Source organism: Escherichia sp. WS338, assembly GCF_046486405.1.
GTDB lineage: Bacteria > Pseudomonadota > Gammaproteobacteria > Enterobacterales > Enterobacteriaceae > Escherichia > Escherichia coli.
This window is the reverse complement of the sequence record NZ_JBJQLL010000009.1, coordinates 69,389-85,074: the sequence shown is the minus strand read 5'-3', so window position 1 is coordinate 85,074 and position 15,686 is coordinate 69,389. Positions and strand designations below refer to the sequence as shown.

The window sequence follows — 15,686 nt, the reverse complement described above, 5'->3', positions numbered from 1 at the left end:
AGGCTTTTTATGAACGATGTGCAAAACCGTAGAATACTGGCATTACTTGATATGCTGTATAATACTTTGGGTAATAAAACCACATGTAATGTTTGTCATAAATATTTTATCCTTATCCTCACGGTGATGAACAATCTGACGATTAACTACGGTACTGAAACTTCGCCAGAGTTAAGCAGAATCAGTTATGAAGATGCCAATGCGTTAATTACTGAACTGATATTATTTATTGAAGATGTTGACGCTGAGAATCATGAAGCATATCAGGGACATTTGAATGAGATTACACGTATTCTGAATTTCGCTATTGCCGCTTGAATATAATCATGATTAAAGCACCTCAAGAGGCTTCTTTTGAGGTGCTTTCACTTAGTAGTCAATCCCTATCTGCGCTTTTACACCGGCATCAAACGCATGTTTCACGGGGCGTAATTCACTCACCGTATCCGCCAGTTCAAGAATATCCCGATGACAGCCTCGACCCGTGATAATCACCGTCTGTTGATGTGGACGTTCATTTAACGCCTGCACCACTTCTTCCAGTGGCAAATAGTCATACGCCACCATATAAGTCAGCTCATCGAGCAAAACCATATCCAGTGAAGGATCGGCCAGCATTCGTTTGGCATGTTGCCAGACTTCACGGCAGGCCGCGGTATCAGATTCGCGATTTTGTGTATCCCAGGTAAAGCCCGTTGCCATCACCTGAAACTCAACGCCATGTGGCTCCAGTAGATTGCGCTCGCCATTAGGCCAGGTGCCTTTAATAAACTGCACGATACCCACTTTTTTGCCATGGCCTACTGCACGAGTTGCCGTACCAAATGCCGCGGTGGTTTTGCCTTTTCCATTGCCGGTAAAGACGATGATAATACCGCGCTCATCCTGGGCCTGGGCCACACGAGCATCGACTTTTTCTTTCACTCGCTGCTGACGCTGTTGGTAGCGTTCATCACTCATTGGGAAATTCCTGGTTTACGGCCCGGTTGGGCGTCAAAGGTCATGCCGGTTTTACGGCGGCTGTCATCGCCCATCAGCCAGAGGTAGAGCGGCATGATATCAGCGGGTGTTTTAAGTTTCTGTGGATCTTCGGTTGGGAAGGCGCTGGCACGCATTGCGGTGCGCGTACCGCCTGGGTTAATGCAGTTGACGCGCAGGCGCTGCTGATATTCATCGGCCAGTACCTGCATCATCCCTTCGGTGGCAAATTTCGACGCTGCATATGCGCCCCAGTTGGCTCGTCCCTGACGTCCAACGTTTGATGAAGTAAAGACCAGTGAACCGGCGTCCGATTTGAGTAATAAAGGAAGCAGTGCCTGGGTGAGCATAAAGGTGGCATTAACGTTGACCTGCATGACGTCCTGCCAGACCTGCGGATTTTGTTCGCTCATAGGGCAAACATCGCCGAGCAATCCGGCATTATGCAAAACACCATCCAGACGCGGATAATTAACGGCAATGCGCTGTGCCAGTTGTTGGCAATCTTCGGACGTGCAGGTCAGCAAATCGAGAATAAACCACTGTGGCTGACGTCCAGTTTCTTCGTTTATGTGGCTGGCTACCTGACGTAATTTTTCTTCATTACGGCCCAACAGAATCACTGTCGCACCATAGCGTGCATACGTCATCGCGGCTTCACGGCCAATACCATCGCTGGCTCCCGTCACCAGGATAATGCGATCATTGAGTAAATCTTGTTTTGGCTGGTAATGCATGGCTACTCCTCAACGACGTTGTCTGTCGCGCTGCCAGTGTACTTTATGACTTTGGGGCTTTATGCCTGAAACAGAAGGGCATTTCAATCAGCCTGGGGCGATAACACCGCAAAATGGATACTTTGTCATACTTTCGCTGCAATAACATCTCTGCGAGACGGCTTAACATGCCTGTTGTAAACTGTGAGCCAAAGCGTTGTTTAACCAAGGTGGGGACTCGTGGAATTGTTGTCTGAATATGGTTTGTTTTTGGCGAAAATCGTTACCGTTGTGCTAGCGATTGCGGCGATTGCCGCCATTATTGTCAATGTTGCTCAACGTAATAAACGCCAGCGTGGCGAGTTACGGGTCAACAATCTCAGCGAACAGTATAAGGAGATGAAAGAAGAACTGGCCGCGGCGCTGATGGACACTCATCAGCAAAAACAGTGGCATAAAGCGCAGAAGAAAAAGCACAAGCAAGAAGCGAAAGCAGCAAAAGCGAAAGCCAAACTGGGCGAGGTGGCAACTGACAGTAAACCCCGCGTCTGGGTGCTGGATTTTAAAGGCAGCATGGACGCCCATGAAGTGAACTCGCTACGTGAAGAGATAACGGCGGTACTCGCAGCATTCAAACCGCAGGATCAGGTTGTGCTACGTCTGGAAAGCCCTGGTGGCATGGTGCATGGTTACGGGTTGGCGGCTTCGCAGCTGCAGCGTCTGCGTGATAAAAACATTCCTTTAACTGTTACGGTAGACAAAGTCGCTGCCAGCGGCGGTTACATGATGGCCTGTGTGGCGGACAAAATTGTTTCCGCACCGTTTGCTATTGTGGGTTCCATTGGCGTGGTGGCGCAAATGCCCAACTTTAACCGCTTCCTGAAAAGCAAAGATATTGATATCGAACTGCACACCGCTGGGCAGTATAAGCGCACGCTGACCTTGCTGGGTGAAAACACCGAAGAAGGGCGGGAGAAATTCCGCGAAGAGCTGAACGAAACGCATCAGTTATTTAAAGATTTTGTGAAGCGTATGCGTCCGTCTCTGAATATTGATCAGGTGGCAACGGGTGAACACTGGTACGGACAACAGGCGGTAGAGAAAGGCCTGGTTGATGAAATCAACACCAGTGATGAAGTTATTCTTAGCCTGATGGAAGGCCGTGAAGTGGTCAATGTACGCTATATGCAGCGTAAACGACTCATTGACCGATTCACCGGCAGCGCGGCAGAGAGCGCCGATCGATTGTTGTTACGCTGGTGGCAGCGGGGGCAAAAGCCATTGATGTAAAAGACAAACGCGAGGGTAAGACCTCGCGTTTTGCTTTAATCAACCAGGTGATATTTTTCTGAAAGCACATGGGCCAGGTGTTTGAACATATTAAACACCGCGGTGCTTTTGGCTGTTGGCAATCCTTGTTCATCTAAAAAGTAGTCGCCGGTAAATACCAGCACGCCATTACGCTGCGTGACGCCGGTGGCTTCAATCCCTGCGAGCGTATCCTCATGCTCACGAATGATTTTGTTGGCCTCTTTCAACAGCGTCTCGCGGTCGATGGGTTGTGTCTCTTTGTTCATTATTTACTCCTTAAACAAGGACATTAGTCTACGCCAGGCATGGCTTGCAGACAAATATACCACGCTGGTGGCAAGAGCGCCTTACTGGCAACTTTGGATTTCGCATGCTAATAAAGTTGCGTATCGGATTTTATCAGGTACAGTGTGACGCTTTCGTCAATCTGGCAATAGATTTGCTTGACATTCGACCAAAATTCCGTCGTGCTATAGCGCCTGTAGGCCAAGACCTGTTAACTCAGTCACCTGAATTTTCGTGAACAGAGTCACGACAAGGGGTTGATATCCGCAGAGAGCGAGTCCATATCGGTAACTCGTTGCCAGTGGAAGGTTTATCAACGTGCGACGCATTCCTGGAAGAATCAAATTAGGTAAGGTGAATATGGGTAAAGCTCTTGTCATCGTTGAGTCCCCGGCAAAAGCCAAAACGATCAACAAGTATCTGGGTAGTGACTACGTGGTGAAATCCAGCGTCGGTCACATCCGCGATTTGCCGACCAGTGGCTCAGCTGCCAAAAAGAGTGCCGACTCTACCTCCACCAAGACGGCTAAAAAGCCTAAAAAGGATGAACGTGGCGCTCTCGTCAACCGTATGGGGGTTGACCCGTGGCACAATTGGGAGGCGCACTATGAAGTGTTGCCTGGTAAAGAGAAGGTCGTCTCTGAACTGAAACAACTGGCTGAAAAAGCCGACCACATCTATCTCGCAACCGACCTTGACCGCGAAGGGGAAGCCATTGCATGGCACCTGCGGGAAGTGATTGGTGGTGATGATGCGCGCTATAGCCGAGTGGTGTTTAACGAAATTACTAAAAACGCGATCCGCCAGGCATTTAACAAACCAGGTGAGCTGAATATTGATCGTGTTAATGCCCAGCAGGCGCGTCGCTTTATGGACCGCGTGGTGGGATATATGGTTTCGCCGCTGCTGTGGAAAAAGATCGCTCGTGGTCTGTCTGCCGGTCGTGTGCAGTCGGTGGCGGTCCGCCTGGTGGTCGAGCGTGAGCGTGAAATTAAAGCGTTCGTACCGGAAGAGTTCTGGGAAGTCGATGCCAGCACGACCACGCCATCTGGTGATGCGTTGGCGTTGCAGGTGACTCATCAGAACGACAAACCGTTCCGCCCGGTCAACAAAGAACAAACTCAGGCTGCGGTAAGTCTGCTGGAAAAAGCGCGCTACAGCGTGCTGGAACGTGAAGACAAACCGACAACCAGTAAACCTGGCGCTCCTTTTATTACCTCTACGTTGCAACAAGCTGCCAGCACCCGTCTTGGATTTGGCGTGAAAAAAACCATGATGATGGCTCAGCGTTTGTATGAAGCAGGCTATATCACTTACATGCGTACCGACTCCACTAACCTGAGTCAGGACGCGGTAAATATGGTTCGCGGTTATATCAGCGATAATTTTGGTAAGAAATATCTGCCGGAAAGTCCGAATCAGTACGCCAGCAAAGAAAACTCACAGGAAGCGCACGAAGCGATTCGTCCTTCTGACGTCAATGTGATGGCGGAATCGCTGAAGGATATGGAAGCAGATGCGCAGAAACTGTACCAGTTAATCTGGCGTCAGTTCGTTGCCTGCCAGATGACCCCAGCGAAATATGACTCCACGACGCTGACCGTTGGTGCGGGCGATTTCCGCCTGAAAGCACGCGGTCGTATTTTGCGCTTTGATGGCTGGACAAAAGTGATGCCTGCACTGCGTAAAGGCGATGAAGATCGTATCTTACCGGCAGTCGATAAAGGCGATGCTCTGACGCTCGTTGAACTGACACCAGCCCAGCACTTTACTAAGCCGCCAGCCCGTTTCAGTGAAGCATCGCTGGTTAAAGAACTGGAAAAACGTGGTATCGGTCGTCCGTCTACCTATGCGTCGATCATTTCGACCATTCAGGATCGTGGCTATGTGCGAGTAGAAAATCGTCGTTTCTATGCGGAAAAAATGGGCGAAATCGTCACCGATCGCCTGGAAGAGAATTTCCGCGAGTTAATGAACTACGACTTCACCGCGCAGATGGAAAACAGCCTCGACCAGGTGGCAAATCACGAAGCAGAGTGGAAAGCTGTACTGGATCACTTCTTCTCGGATTTCACCCAGCAGTTAGATAAAGCTGAAAAAGATCCGGAAGAGGGTGGTATGCGCCCGAACCAGATGGTTCTGACCAGCATTGACTGCCCGACTTGTGGTCGCAAAATGGGGATTCGCACAGCGAGCACCGGGGTATTCCTTGGCTGTTCTGGCTATGCGCTGCCGCCGAAAGAGCGTTGCAAAACCACCATTAACCTGGTGCCGGAAAACGAAGTGCTGAACGTGCTGGAAGGCGAAGACGCTGAAACCAACGCGCTGCGCGCAAAACGTCGTTGCCCGAAATGCGGCACGGCGATGGACAGCTATCTCATCGATCCGAAACGTAAGTTGCATGTCTGTGGTAATAACCCAACCTGCGACGGTTACGAGATCGAAGAGGGCGAATTCCGCATTAAAGGTTATGACGGCCCGATCGTTGAGTGTGAAAAATGTGGCTCTGAAATGCACCTGAAAATGGGGCGTTTCGGTAAATACATGGCCTGCACTAACGAAGAGTGTAAAAACACACGTAAGATTTTACGTAACGGCGAAGTGGCACCACCGAAGGAAGATCCGGTGCCATTACCGGAGCTGCCGTGCGAAAAATCAGATGCCTATTTCGTGCTGCGTGACGGTGCTGCCGGTGTGTTCCTGGCTGCCAACACTTTCCCGAAATCGCGTGAAACACGTGCGCCACTGGTGGAAGAGCTTTATCGCTTCCGCGACCGTCTGCCGGAAAAACTGCGTTATCTGGCCGATGCGCCACAGCAGGATCCGGAAGGTAATAAGACCATGGTTCGCTTTAGCCGTAAAACCAAACAGCAATATGTCTCTTCGGAAAAAGACGGAAAGGCGACTGGCTGGTCAGCATTTTATGTTGATGGCAAATGGGTTGAAGGGAAAAAATAACCTTTAATTTTGTCAGGTTTTTATAAACAAAGGGTCGCGAAAGCGGCCCTTTTTTATTGCATATTATTTTTTCTTCACACCTATACACTAAGGCTATAAATGATATAGTGGTTATAGTTAGCCCCTTTTTTATTATTAAATCGTATTAGTCACCCGCCTGGCGTGACGAAAAAACGATGTTCTGATGGCATCTAAGTGGATGGTTTAACATGAAATTACAACAACTTCGCTATATTGTTGAGGTGGTCAATCATAACCTGAATGTCTCATCAACAGCGGAAGGACTTTACACATCACAACCCGGGATCAGTAAACAAGTCAGAATGCTGGAAGACGAGCTAGGCATTCAAATTTTTTCCCGAAGCGGCAAGCACCTGACGCAGGTAACGCCAGCAGGACAAGAAATAATTCGTATCGCTCGTGAAGTCCTGTCGAAAGTCGATGCCATAAAATCGGTCGCCGGAGAGCACACCTGGCCGGATAAAGGCTCGCTGTATATCGCCACCACGCATACCCAGGCACGCTATGCGTTACCAAACGTCATCAAAGGCTTTATTGAGCGTTATCCTCGCGTTTCTTTGCATATGCACCAGGGCTCGCCGACACAAATTGCTGATGCTGTCTCTAAAGGCAATGCCGATTTCGCTATCGCCACAGAAGCGCTGCATCTGTATGAAGATTTAGTGATGTTACCGTGCTACCACTGGAATCGGGCTATTGTAGTCACTCCGGATCACCCGCTGGCAGGCAAAAAAGCCATTACCATTGAAGAACTGGCGCAATATCCGTTGGTGACATATACCTTCGGCTTTACCGGACGCTCAGAACTGGATACTGCCTTTAACCGCGCAGGGTTAACGCCACGTATCGTCTTCACGGCAACGGATGCTGACGTCATTAAAACTTACGTCCGGTTAGGGTTGGGGGTAGGGGTCATTGCCAGCATGGCGGTGGATCCGGTCGCCGATCCCGACCTGGTGCGCGTTGATGCTCACGATATCTTCAGCCACAGTACAACCAAAATTGGTTTTCGCCGTAGTACTTTTTTGCGCAGTTATATGTATGATTTCATTCAGCGTTTTGCACCGCATTTAACGCGTGATGTCGTTGATGCGGCTGTCGCATTGCGCTCTAATGAAGAAATTGAGGTCATGTTTAAAGATATAAAACTGCCGGAAAAATAATTTCTTGCGTTATTTTCGGCACCTTTTATGTAGCGAAGGTGCCGGAATATATTCTCTTTTGTTGCTTATTTGTATACCGTGCACAATATTTTTATCCCTCATATTTATAGGGTAAATTACCTGTAAAGTAGTGTCTAATTACCCGCCTCGCAAACTCGAGTTTTCAAATATCTATTTCAGGTCAAAAGATTGAATTATTCACTGGAGACGATTCGTAAATTCGCTGGATTTTTGACTAAAGTTTCTTTAGGATTTGTCTCATCGTATGATTAATTACACCAATCGTTCAACGTCTTGCTGATAAGTGATGGCGATTATATGAGGTTAGCAATGCCTTCTGGAAATCAGGAACCCCGCCGGGACCCTGAATTAAAACGCAAAGCCTGGCTGGCAGTATTTCTTGGTTCTGCTCTTTTCTGGGTGGTTGTCGCACTGCTGATTTGGAAAGTGTGGGGATAACTATGGTCGGTCAGGAGCAACTGGAGTCGTCACCATTATGTCAGCATAGTGACAATGAAACAGAAACGAAACGGGAATGTTCCGTCGTTATTCCAGACGACTGGCAACTAACATCGCAGCAGCAAGCCTTTATAGAACTGTTTGCTGAAGATGATCAGCAGAAACAATAATTATCATCATTCTTATTACCCATTTTTAATGAATTAAAGGGCTTTTAATACACCGCAGCAATAACAGGTTGAGTTATCTCAACACAAAGTAATAACCGTTAAAGGTGTAGCCTATGATCAACACAAATATGAAATATTGGTCCTGGATGGGCGCATTTTCTCTGTCGATGCTCTTCTGGGCCGAACTCCTCTGGATCATTACTCACTGATCCCTGACCCCGCTGTTTGCTTTGTCTCAAGGTTTCTCCTCTTTTATCAATTTGGGTTGTTATCAAATCGTTACGCGATGTTTGTGTTATCTTTAATATTCACCCTGAAGAGAATCAGGGCTTCGCAACCCTGTCATTAAGGAGGAGCTATGTCGTCAACCCTACGAGAAGCCAGTAAGGACACGTTGCAGGCCAAAGATAAAACTTACCACTACTACAGCTTGCCGCTTGCTGCCAAATCACTAGGCGATATCACCCGTCTGCCCAAGTCACTCAAAGTTTTGCTCGAAAACCTGCTGCGCTGGCAGGATGGTAACTCGGTTACCGAAGAGGATATCTACGCGCTGGCGGGATGGCTGAAAAATGCCCATGCTGACCGTGAAATTGCCTACCGCCCGGCAAGGGTGCTGATGCAGGACTTTACCGGCGTACCTGCCGTTGTTGATCTGGCGGCAATGCGCGAAGCGGTTAAACGCCTCGGCGGCGATACTGCAAAGGTTAACCCGCTCTCACCGGTCGACCTGGTCATTGACCACTCGGTGACCGTCGATCGTTTTGGTGATGATGAGGCATTTGAAGAAAACGTGCGCCTGGAAATGGAGCGCAACCACGAACGTTATGTGTTCCTGAAATGGGGAAAGCAGGCGTTCAGTCGTTTTAGCGTCGTGCCGCCAGGCACAGGCATTTGCCATCAGGTTAACCTCGAATATCTCGGCAAAGCAGTGTGGAGCGAATTGCAGGACGGTGAATGGATTGCTTATCCGGATACACTCGTTGGTACTGACTCGCACACCACCATGATCAACGGCCTTGGCGTGCTGGGGTGGGGCGTTGGTGGGATCGAAGCCGAAGCCGCAATGTTAGGCCAGCCGGTTTCCATGCTTATCCCGGACGTAGTGGGCTTTAAACTCACCGGAAAATTACGTGAAGGTATTACCGCCACAGACCTGGTTCTCACCGTTACCCAAATGCTGCGCAAACATGGCGTGGTGGGGAAATTCGTCGAATTTTATGGTGATGGGCTGGATTCACTACCGCTGGCGGATCGCGCCACCATTGCCAATATGTCGCCAGAATATGGTGCCACCTGTGGCTTCTTCCCAATCGATGCTGTCACCCTCGATTACATGCGTTTAAGCGGGCGCAGCGAAGATCAGGTCGAGTTGGTCGAAAAATATGCCAAAGCGCAGGGCATGTGGCGTAACCCGGGCGATGAACCAATTTTTACCAGTACGTTAGAACTGGATATGAATGACGTTGAAGCGAGCCTGGCAGGGCCTAAACGCCCACAGGATCGCGTTGCACTGCCCGATGTACCAAAAGCATTTGCCGCCAGTAACGAACTGGAAGTGAATGCCACGCATAAAGATCGCCAGCCGGTCGATTATGTTATGAACGGACATCAGTATCAGTTACCTGATGGCGCGGTGGTCATTGCTGCGATAACCTCGTGCACCAACACCTCTAACCCAAGTGTGCTGATGGCCGCAGGCTTGCTGGCGAAAAAAGCTGTAACTCTGGGCCTCAAGCGGCAACCGTGGGTCAAAGCGTCGCTGGCACCAGGCTCGAAAGTTGTTTCTGACTATCTGGCAAAAGCGAAATTGACACCGTATCTCGACGAACTGGGGTTTAACCTTGTGGGGTACGGTTGTACCACCTGTATTGGTAACTCTGGGCCGCTGCCCGATCCTATCGAAACGGCAATCAAAAAAGGCGATTTAACCGTCGGTGCGGTGCTGTCCGGCAACCGTAACTTTGAAGGCCGTATCCATCCGCTGGTTAAAACTAACTGGCTGGCCTCGCCGCCGCTGGTGGTTGCCTATGCGCTGGCGGGAAATATGAATATTAACCTCGCTTCTGAGCCTATTGGTCACGATCGTAAAGGCGACCCGGTATATCTGAAAGATATCTGGCCCTCGGCACAAGAAATTGCCCGTGCGGTAGAACAAGTCTCCACAGAAATGTTCCGCAAAGAGTACGCAGAAGTTTTTGAAGGCACAGCAGAGTGGAAGGAAATTAACGTCACACGATCCGATACCTACGGTTGGCAGGAAGATTCAACCTATATTCGCTTATCGCCATTCTTTGATGAAATGCAGGCAACACCAGCACCTGTGGAAGATATTCACGGTGCGCGGATCCTCGCAATGCTGGGGGATTCAGTCACCACTGACCATATCTCTCCGGCGGGCAGTATTAAGCCCGACAGCCCGGCGGGTCGATATCTACAAGGTCGGGGTGTTGAGCGAAAAGACTTTAACTCCTACGGTTCGCGGCGTGGTAACCATGAAGTGATGATGCGCGGCACCTTCGCCAATATTCGCATCCGTAATGAAATGGTGCCTGGCGTTGAAGGGGGGATGACGCGGCATTTACCTGACAGCGATGTTGTCTCTATCTATGATGCCGCGATGCGCTATAAGCAGGAGCAAACGCCGCTGGCGGTGATTGCCGGGAAAGAGTATGGATCAGGCTCCAGCCGTGACTGGGCGGCAAAAGGTCCGCGTCTGCTTGGTATTCGTGTGGTGATTGCCGAATCGTTTGAACGAATTCACCGTTCGAATTTAATTGGCATGGGCATCCTGCCGCTGGAATTTCCGCAAGGCGTAACGCGTAAAACGTTAGGGCTAACCGGGGAAGAGAAGATTGATATTGGCGATCTGCAAAACCTACAACCCGGCGCGACGGTTCCGGTGACGCTTACGCGCGCGGATGGTAGCCAGGAAGTCGTACCCTGCCGTTGTCGTATCGACACCGCGACGGAGTTGACCTACTACCAGAACGACGGCATTTTGCATTATGTCATTCGTAATATGTTGAAGTAACAAGTATTTGCTTGCCGGTTATTTTGCTTCCGGCAAGCAAATGAATTACACAATGCAAGAGGGTTATTTGTTCAGCAAATGGCCCATTTTCTCGGCTTTGGTATCGAGATAATGTTCGTTATTGGGGTTACGACCTACAATCAATGGTACGCGTTCAACAATATTAATCCCTGCTTCGGTCAGAATTTCGACTTTTTTCGGGTTATTGGTTAACAAGCGGACTTCATTGACGCCAAGGAGTTTGAACATATCAGCGCAAAGAGTGAAGTCGCGCTCATCAGCGGCGAAGCCTAACTGGTGGTTAGCCTCTACAGTATCGTAACCTTGATCCTGCAGTGCATAAGCGCGGATTTTATTCAGCAGACCAATGTTACGACCTTCCTGACGGTGATACAGCAAAATACCACGGCCTTCTTCGGCAATTTGCGTCAGTGCCGCTTCGAGCTGGAAGCCACAATCGCAGCGCAAGCTGAACAGGGCGTCACCGGTCAGACATTCGGAATGGACGCGCGCAAGTACCGGGGTATGCCCGGAGATATCGCCATAGACTAGCGCGACATGATCGTGTCCGGTTGCCAGTTCTTCAAATCCCACCATCAGGAAATCGCCCCATGGGGTTGGCAGTTTGGCTTCTGCCACACGTTTAAGCTGCATGAAATTCTCCAGATAATGCTGGTTCTGTATTGGCTTATTTTGCCATAACGAGAAGGGGTTCACCTAATCACGACGCGTCGATCGTTCACGGAATGGCACAAATCTGTCAATTTTTCCTGGAACTGGCATTTTCAGTTATGATTGTGGGACTTATCAAAAAGGAGAGGCCATGCGTTCGATTGCCAGACGTACCGCAGTGGGAGCTGCACTATTGCTTGTTATGCCAGTAGCCGTATGGATTTCTGGCTGGCGTTGGCAACCTGGAGAACAAAGTTGGCTACTAAAAGCGGCTTTTTGGGTTACTGAAACTGTCACCCAGCCCTGGGGCGTCATTACACATTTGATTTTATTCGGTTGGTTTCTCTGGTGTCTGCGTTTTCGCATTAAGGCTGCCATTATGTTATTTGCCATTCTGGCGGCGGCAATTCTTGTGGGACAAGGCGTTAAATCATGGATCAAAGACAAAGTCCAGGAACCACGACCTTTTGTTATCTGGCTGGAAAAAACACATCATATTCCGGTTGATGAGTTCTACACTTTAAAGCGAGCAGAACGCGGAAATCTGGTGAAAGAACAGTTGGCTGAAGAGAAAAATATCCCACAATATTTGCGTTCACACTGGCAGAAAGAGACGGGGTTTGCCTTTCCTTCCGGTCACACGATGTTTGCTGCCAGTTGGGCGCTGCTGGCCGTTGGTTTGCTGTGGCCGCGTCGGCGAACGTTAACCATTGCTATCTTGTTGGTCTGGGCAACGGGAGTCATGGGAAGCCGCCTGCTGCTCGGGATGCATTGGCCACGCGATCTGGTGGTAGCTACGTTGATTTCGTGGGCGCTGGTGGCGGTGGCAACGTGGCTTGCGCAACGAATTTGTGGGCCATTAACACCACCTGCGGAAGAAAATCGCGAAATTGCACAACGAGAACAAGAAAGTTAACGCTGGTTGATTTTCCGAATTTAGCCCTTAAATCATCATCAATGCGCGTGGATGCCATTTCGCAGACGGCGCGAAAATGGTACTTTAAAGGGCTATTGCGGTAAGTTGACCATAATTTATTCGCTCTAACCACATAACGGGAAGTAATGTGAAATATTTACTCATTTTCTCACTGGTGTTAGCGATCTTCGTGATTTCGGTCACGTTAGGTGCGCAGAACGATCAACAGGTGACGTTTAATTATCTGTTAGCGCAAGGGGAGTACCGTATTTCCACATTGCTGGCGGTATTGTTTGCTGCGGGGTTTGCTATCGGTTGGCTGATTTGCGGTCTGTTCTGGCTGCGAGTTCGTGTTTCCCTGGCGCGCGCTGAACGTAAAATAAAGCGACTGGAAAACCAGCTTTCACCCGCGACTGACGTGGCTGTAGCGCCGCATTCGTCAGCGGCGAAGGAATAACTTTCTATGCTGGAGTTGTTGTTTCTGCTTTTGCCTGTAGCCGCTGCCTATGGCTGGTATATGGGCCGCAGAAGTGCGCAACAAAACAAGCAAGATGAAGCCAACCGCTTGTCGCGTGATTACGTAGCGGGGGTTAACTTCCTGCTTAGTAATCAACAGGATAAAGCGGTAGACCTGTTTCTCGATATGCTTAAAGAGGATACGGGTACCGTTGAAGCCCACCTTACGCTAGGAAACCTGTTCCGTTCGCGTGGCGAAGTTGATCGCGCTATTCGCATCCATCAGACCCTAATGGAAAGCGCCTCGCTGACCTATGAACAGCGTCTGTTGGCGATTCAACAACTGGGGCGTGATTACATGGCCGCCGGGTTATACGACCGCGCGGAAGACATGTTCAATCAGCTGACCGATGAAACTGACTTCCGCATTGGCGCGCTGCAACAGTTGCTACAAATCTACCAGGCTACCAGCGAGTGGCAGAAAGCAATTGATGTTGCCGAACGTCTGGTGAAGTTGGGTAAAGATAAGCAGCGCGTCGAAATTGCCCATTTCTACTGTGAGTTAGCCCTGCAGCATATGGCCAGCGACGATCTCGATCGCGCCATGGCCTTGTTAAAAAAAGGTGCGGCGGCAGATAAAAACAGCGCCCGCGTATCCATCATGATGGGACGCGTATTTATGGCGAAAGGAGAATACGCCAAAGCCGTCGAAAGTATGCAACGCGTGATATCTCAGGACAGAGAACTGGTCAGCGAAACGCTGGAAATGTTGCAAACCTGCTATCAGCAGTTGGGTAAAACTGCCGAATGGGCAGAATTCCTGCAGCGCGCGGTGGAAGAGAACACCGGTGCCGATGCTGAATTGATGCTTGCGGATATTATTGAAGCGCGCGACGGTAGTGAGGCCGCACAGGTCTATATTACGCGTCAGCTTCAGCGTCATCCGACCATGCGTGTGTTCCATAAGCTAATGGATTACCACTTAAATGAAGCGGAAGAAGGGCGTGCCAAAGAGAGTCTGATGGTGCTGCGTGACATGGTTGGCGAGAAGGTGCGTAGTAAGCCTCGTTATCGCTGCCAGAAATGTGGTTTTACCGCATACACCCTCTACTGGCATTGTCCGTCTTGTCGGGCCTGGTCAACCATTAAACCGATTCGCGGTCTTGATGGCCTGTAATTTTTAAAAAAATCCGACTTTAGTTACAACATGCTAATAATTGATGTTCATTGTGCTCCGGGAACTCCGGCGCAGAAAAGCCTGCCAGGGGAGAAATCGCAACTGTTAATTTTTTATTTCCACGGGTAGAATGCTCGCCGTTTACCTGTTTCGCGCCACTTCCGGTGCCCATCATCAAGAAGGTCTGGTCATGACGTTAACTGCTTCATCTTCTTCCCGCGCTGTTACGAAATCTCCTGTGGTTGTTGCCCTTGATTATCATAATCGTGATGCCGCGCTGGCCTTTGTCGACAAGATCGACCCACGCGATTGTCGTCTGAAAGTCGGCAAAGAGATGTTTACGCTGTTTGGACCTCAATTTGTACGCGAACTTCAACAGCGTGGTTTTGATATCTTCCTCGACCTGAAATTTCACGATATTCCCAACACTGCAGCGCACGCTGTCGCTGCTGCAGCTGACTTAGGCGTGTGGATGGTGAATGTTCACGCCTCCGGTGGGGCGCGTATGATGACCGCAGCGCGTGAGGCACTGGTGCCGTTTGGCAAAGATGCACCGCTTTTGATTGCTGTGACAGTATTGACCAGCATGGAAGCCAGCGACCTGGCCGATCTTGGCGTGACACTGTCACCTGCAGATTATGCAGAACGTCTGGCGGCACTGACGCAAAAATGTGGCCTTGATGGTGTGGTGTGTTCTGCTCAGGAAGCTGCGCGCTTTAAACAGGTATTTGGTCAGGAGTTCAAACTGGTTACGCCGGGCATTCGTCCGCAGGGGAGTGAAGCTGGTGACCAGCGCCGCATTATGACGCCAGAACAGGCGTTGGCGGCTGGTGTTGATTATATGGTGATTGGTCGCCCGGTAACGCAATCGGTAGATCCAGCGCAGACGCTGAAAGCGATCAACGCCTCTTTACAGCGGAGTGCATGATGAGTGATTCCAACAGCCGTCTGGTCTACTCAACGGAAACCGGACGTATTGATGAGCCAAAAGCGGCCCCTGTACGCCCTAAAGGCGACGGTGTGGTGCGTATTCAGCGTCAGACCAGTGGACGTAAAGGTAAGGGCGTTTGCCTGATTACCGGTGTCGATCTCGATGATGCCGAACTGACAAAACTGGCAGCGGAACTGAAGAAAAAATGCGGCTGCGGCGGGGCAGTTAAAGATGGAATTATTGAAATCCAGGGTGATAAGCGCGATTTATTAAAATCACTGCTTGAAGAGAAAGGGATGAAGGTAAAACTCGCTGGCGGTTAACATAAAAAGCCACGGATATATCCGTGGCTTTCGAATATTTTACTGTGTGTATTATTCAGTTATTTCGTACTGAACAGAATCAAGCGTATTATAATTGCGAGTCGATAATCGACATT

General features: G+C 49.7%; 17 protein-coding genes. 13 read left to right on the top strand and 4 right to left on the bottom strand.

Features of this window, described 5'->3' with window-relative positions; genetic code table 11:
* The first annotated feature begins 9 nt into the window (after positions 1-9).
* Complete coding sequence (locus tag ACJHWT_RS10635) at positions 10-318, top strand: hypothetical protein (RefSeq protein ID WP_001000713.1); 309 nt, start codon at positions 10-12, stop codon at positions 316-318.
* A 51-nt stretch (positions 319-369) separates the two neighbouring features.
* Here ACJHWT_RS10635 and cobO read toward each other — a convergent pair whose 3' ends face one another.
* Both cobO and ACJHWT_RS10625 read right to left on the bottom strand, forming a co-directional pair.
* Positions 370-960: a cob(I)yrinic acid a,c-diamide adenosyltransferase gene (gene cobO / locus ACJHWT_RS10630; protein ID WP_001278883.1), complete on the bottom strand. Its 591-nt coding sequence runs from the start codon at positions 958-960 to the stop codon at positions 370-372.
* Positions 957-1,715, bottom strand: a complete 759-nt coding sequence (locus ACJHWT_RS10625; RefSeq protein WP_000559276.1) for a YciK family oxidoreductase — start codon at positions 1,713-1,715, stop codon at positions 957-959. Before ACJHWT_RS10625 ends, cobO begins: the two co-directional genes overlap by 4 nt.
* A 219-nt stretch (positions 1,716-1,934) precedes the next feature.
* On the opposite strand from ACJHWT_RS10625, the gene sohB reads away from it, so the two are divergent.
* Positions 1,935-2,984, top strand: coding sequence for a protease SohB (sohB, locus tag ACJHWT_RS10620; protein WP_000422061.1), 1,050 nt, complete (start codon positions 1,935-1,937; stop codon positions 2,982-2,984).
* 35 nt (positions 2,985-3,019) lie between these two features.
* On the opposite strand, the gene ACJHWT_RS10615 is transcribed toward sohB, so the two are convergent.
* Positions 3,020-3,271: a YciN family protein gene (locus ACJHWT_RS10615; RefSeq protein ID WP_001031530.1), complete on the bottom strand. Its 252-nt coding sequence runs from the start codon at positions 3,269-3,271 to the stop codon at positions 3,020-3,022.
* Between the two features lie 379 nt (positions 3,272-3,650).
* On the opposite strand from ACJHWT_RS10615, the gene topA reads away from it, so the two are divergent.
* From topA to acnA, 6 genes are all read left to right on the top strand, one after another.
* Complete coding sequence (gene topA / locus ACJHWT_RS10610; RefSeq protein ID WP_001309471.1) at positions 3,651-6,248, top strand: type I DNA topoisomerase; 2,598 nt, start codon at positions 3,651-3,653, stop codon at positions 6,246-6,248.
* Positions 6,249-6,457: 209 nt separating this feature from the next.
* A complete protein-coding gene (cysB, locus tag ACJHWT_RS10605) occupies positions 6,458-7,432 on the top strand; it encodes an HTH-type transcriptional regulator CysB (protein ID WP_000776253.1) in 975 nt (324 codons plus the stop codon).
* A gap of 318 nt (positions 7,433-7,750) precedes the next feature.
* Positions 7,751-7,891 carry a YmiA family putative membrane protein gene (locus tag ACJHWT_RS10600; RefSeq protein WP_001300896.1) on the top strand — a complete coding sequence of 47 codons (141 nt, stop codon included), beginning with the start codon at positions 7,751-7,753 and terminating at the stop codon, positions 7,889-7,891.
* Between the two features lie 2 nt (positions 7,892-7,893).
* Entirely contained in the window at positions 7,894-8,061 is a 168-nt protein-coding gene (gene yciX, locus ACJHWT_RS10595; RefSeq protein ID WP_001563178.1) for a protein YciX, read from the top strand.
* Between the two features lie 113 nt (positions 8,062-8,174).
* Complete coding sequence (gene ymiC / locus ACJHWT_RS10590; protein WP_001310756.1) at positions 8,175-8,270, top strand: small membrane protein YmiC; 96 nt, start codon at positions 8,175-8,177, stop codon at positions 8,268-8,270.
* Positions 8,271-8,419: 149 nt separating this feature from the next.
* Positions 8,420-11,095: an aconitate hydratase AcnA gene (acnA, locus tag ACJHWT_RS10585; protein WP_000099551.1), complete on the top strand. Its 2,676-nt coding sequence runs from the start codon at positions 8,420-8,422 to the stop codon at positions 11,093-11,095.
* Positions 11,096-11,158: 63 nt separating this feature from the next.
* Here acnA and ribA read toward each other — a convergent pair whose 3' ends face one another.
* The gene (gene ribA / locus ACJHWT_RS10580; RefSeq protein WP_001176295.1) at positions 11,159-11,749 is read right to left on the bottom strand and encodes a GTP cyclohydrolase II; all 591 of its coding nucleotides are present in this window, start codon (positions 11,747-11,749) and stop codon (positions 11,159-11,161) included.
* Between the two features lie 169 nt (positions 11,750-11,918).
* On the opposite strand from ribA, the gene pgpB reads away from it, so the two are divergent.
* The 5 genes from pgpB to yciH all read left to right on the top strand — a co-directional run bounded on the left by pgpB (position 11,919) and on the right by yciH (position 15,570).
* Positions 11,919-12,683, top strand: coding sequence for a phosphatidylglycerophosphatase B (gene pgpB / locus ACJHWT_RS10575; protein ID WP_001256550.1), 765 nt, complete (start codon positions 11,919-11,921; stop codon positions 12,681-12,683).
* 148 nt (positions 12,684-12,831) lie between these two features.
* Complete coding sequence (lapA, locus tag ACJHWT_RS10570) at positions 12,832-13,140, top strand: lipopolysaccharide assembly protein LapA (protein ID WP_000876307.1); 309 nt, start codon at positions 12,832-12,834, stop codon at positions 13,138-13,140.
* A 6-nt stretch (positions 13,141-13,146) separates the two neighbouring features.
* Positions 13,147-14,316, top strand: a complete 1,170-nt coding sequence (lapB, locus tag ACJHWT_RS10565; protein WP_000891341.1) for a lipopolysaccharide assembly protein LapB — start codon at positions 13,147-13,149, stop codon at positions 14,314-14,316.
* Between the two features lie 190 nt (positions 14,317-14,506).
* Positions 14,507-15,244 carry an orotidine-5'-phosphate decarboxylase gene (gene pyrF, locus ACJHWT_RS10560; protein WP_000176255.1) on the top strand — a complete coding sequence of 246 codons (738 nt, stop codon included), beginning with the start codon at positions 14,507-14,509 and terminating at the stop codon, positions 15,242-15,244.
* Positions 15,244-15,570: a stress response translation initiation inhibitor YciH gene (yciH, locus tag ACJHWT_RS10555; RefSeq protein ID WP_001317791.1), complete on the top strand. Its 327-nt coding sequence runs from the start codon at positions 15,244-15,246 to the stop codon at positions 15,568-15,570. Before pyrF ends, yciH begins: the two co-directional genes overlap by 1 nt.
* The last annotated feature ends 116 nt before the right edge of the window (positions 15,571-15,686 follow it).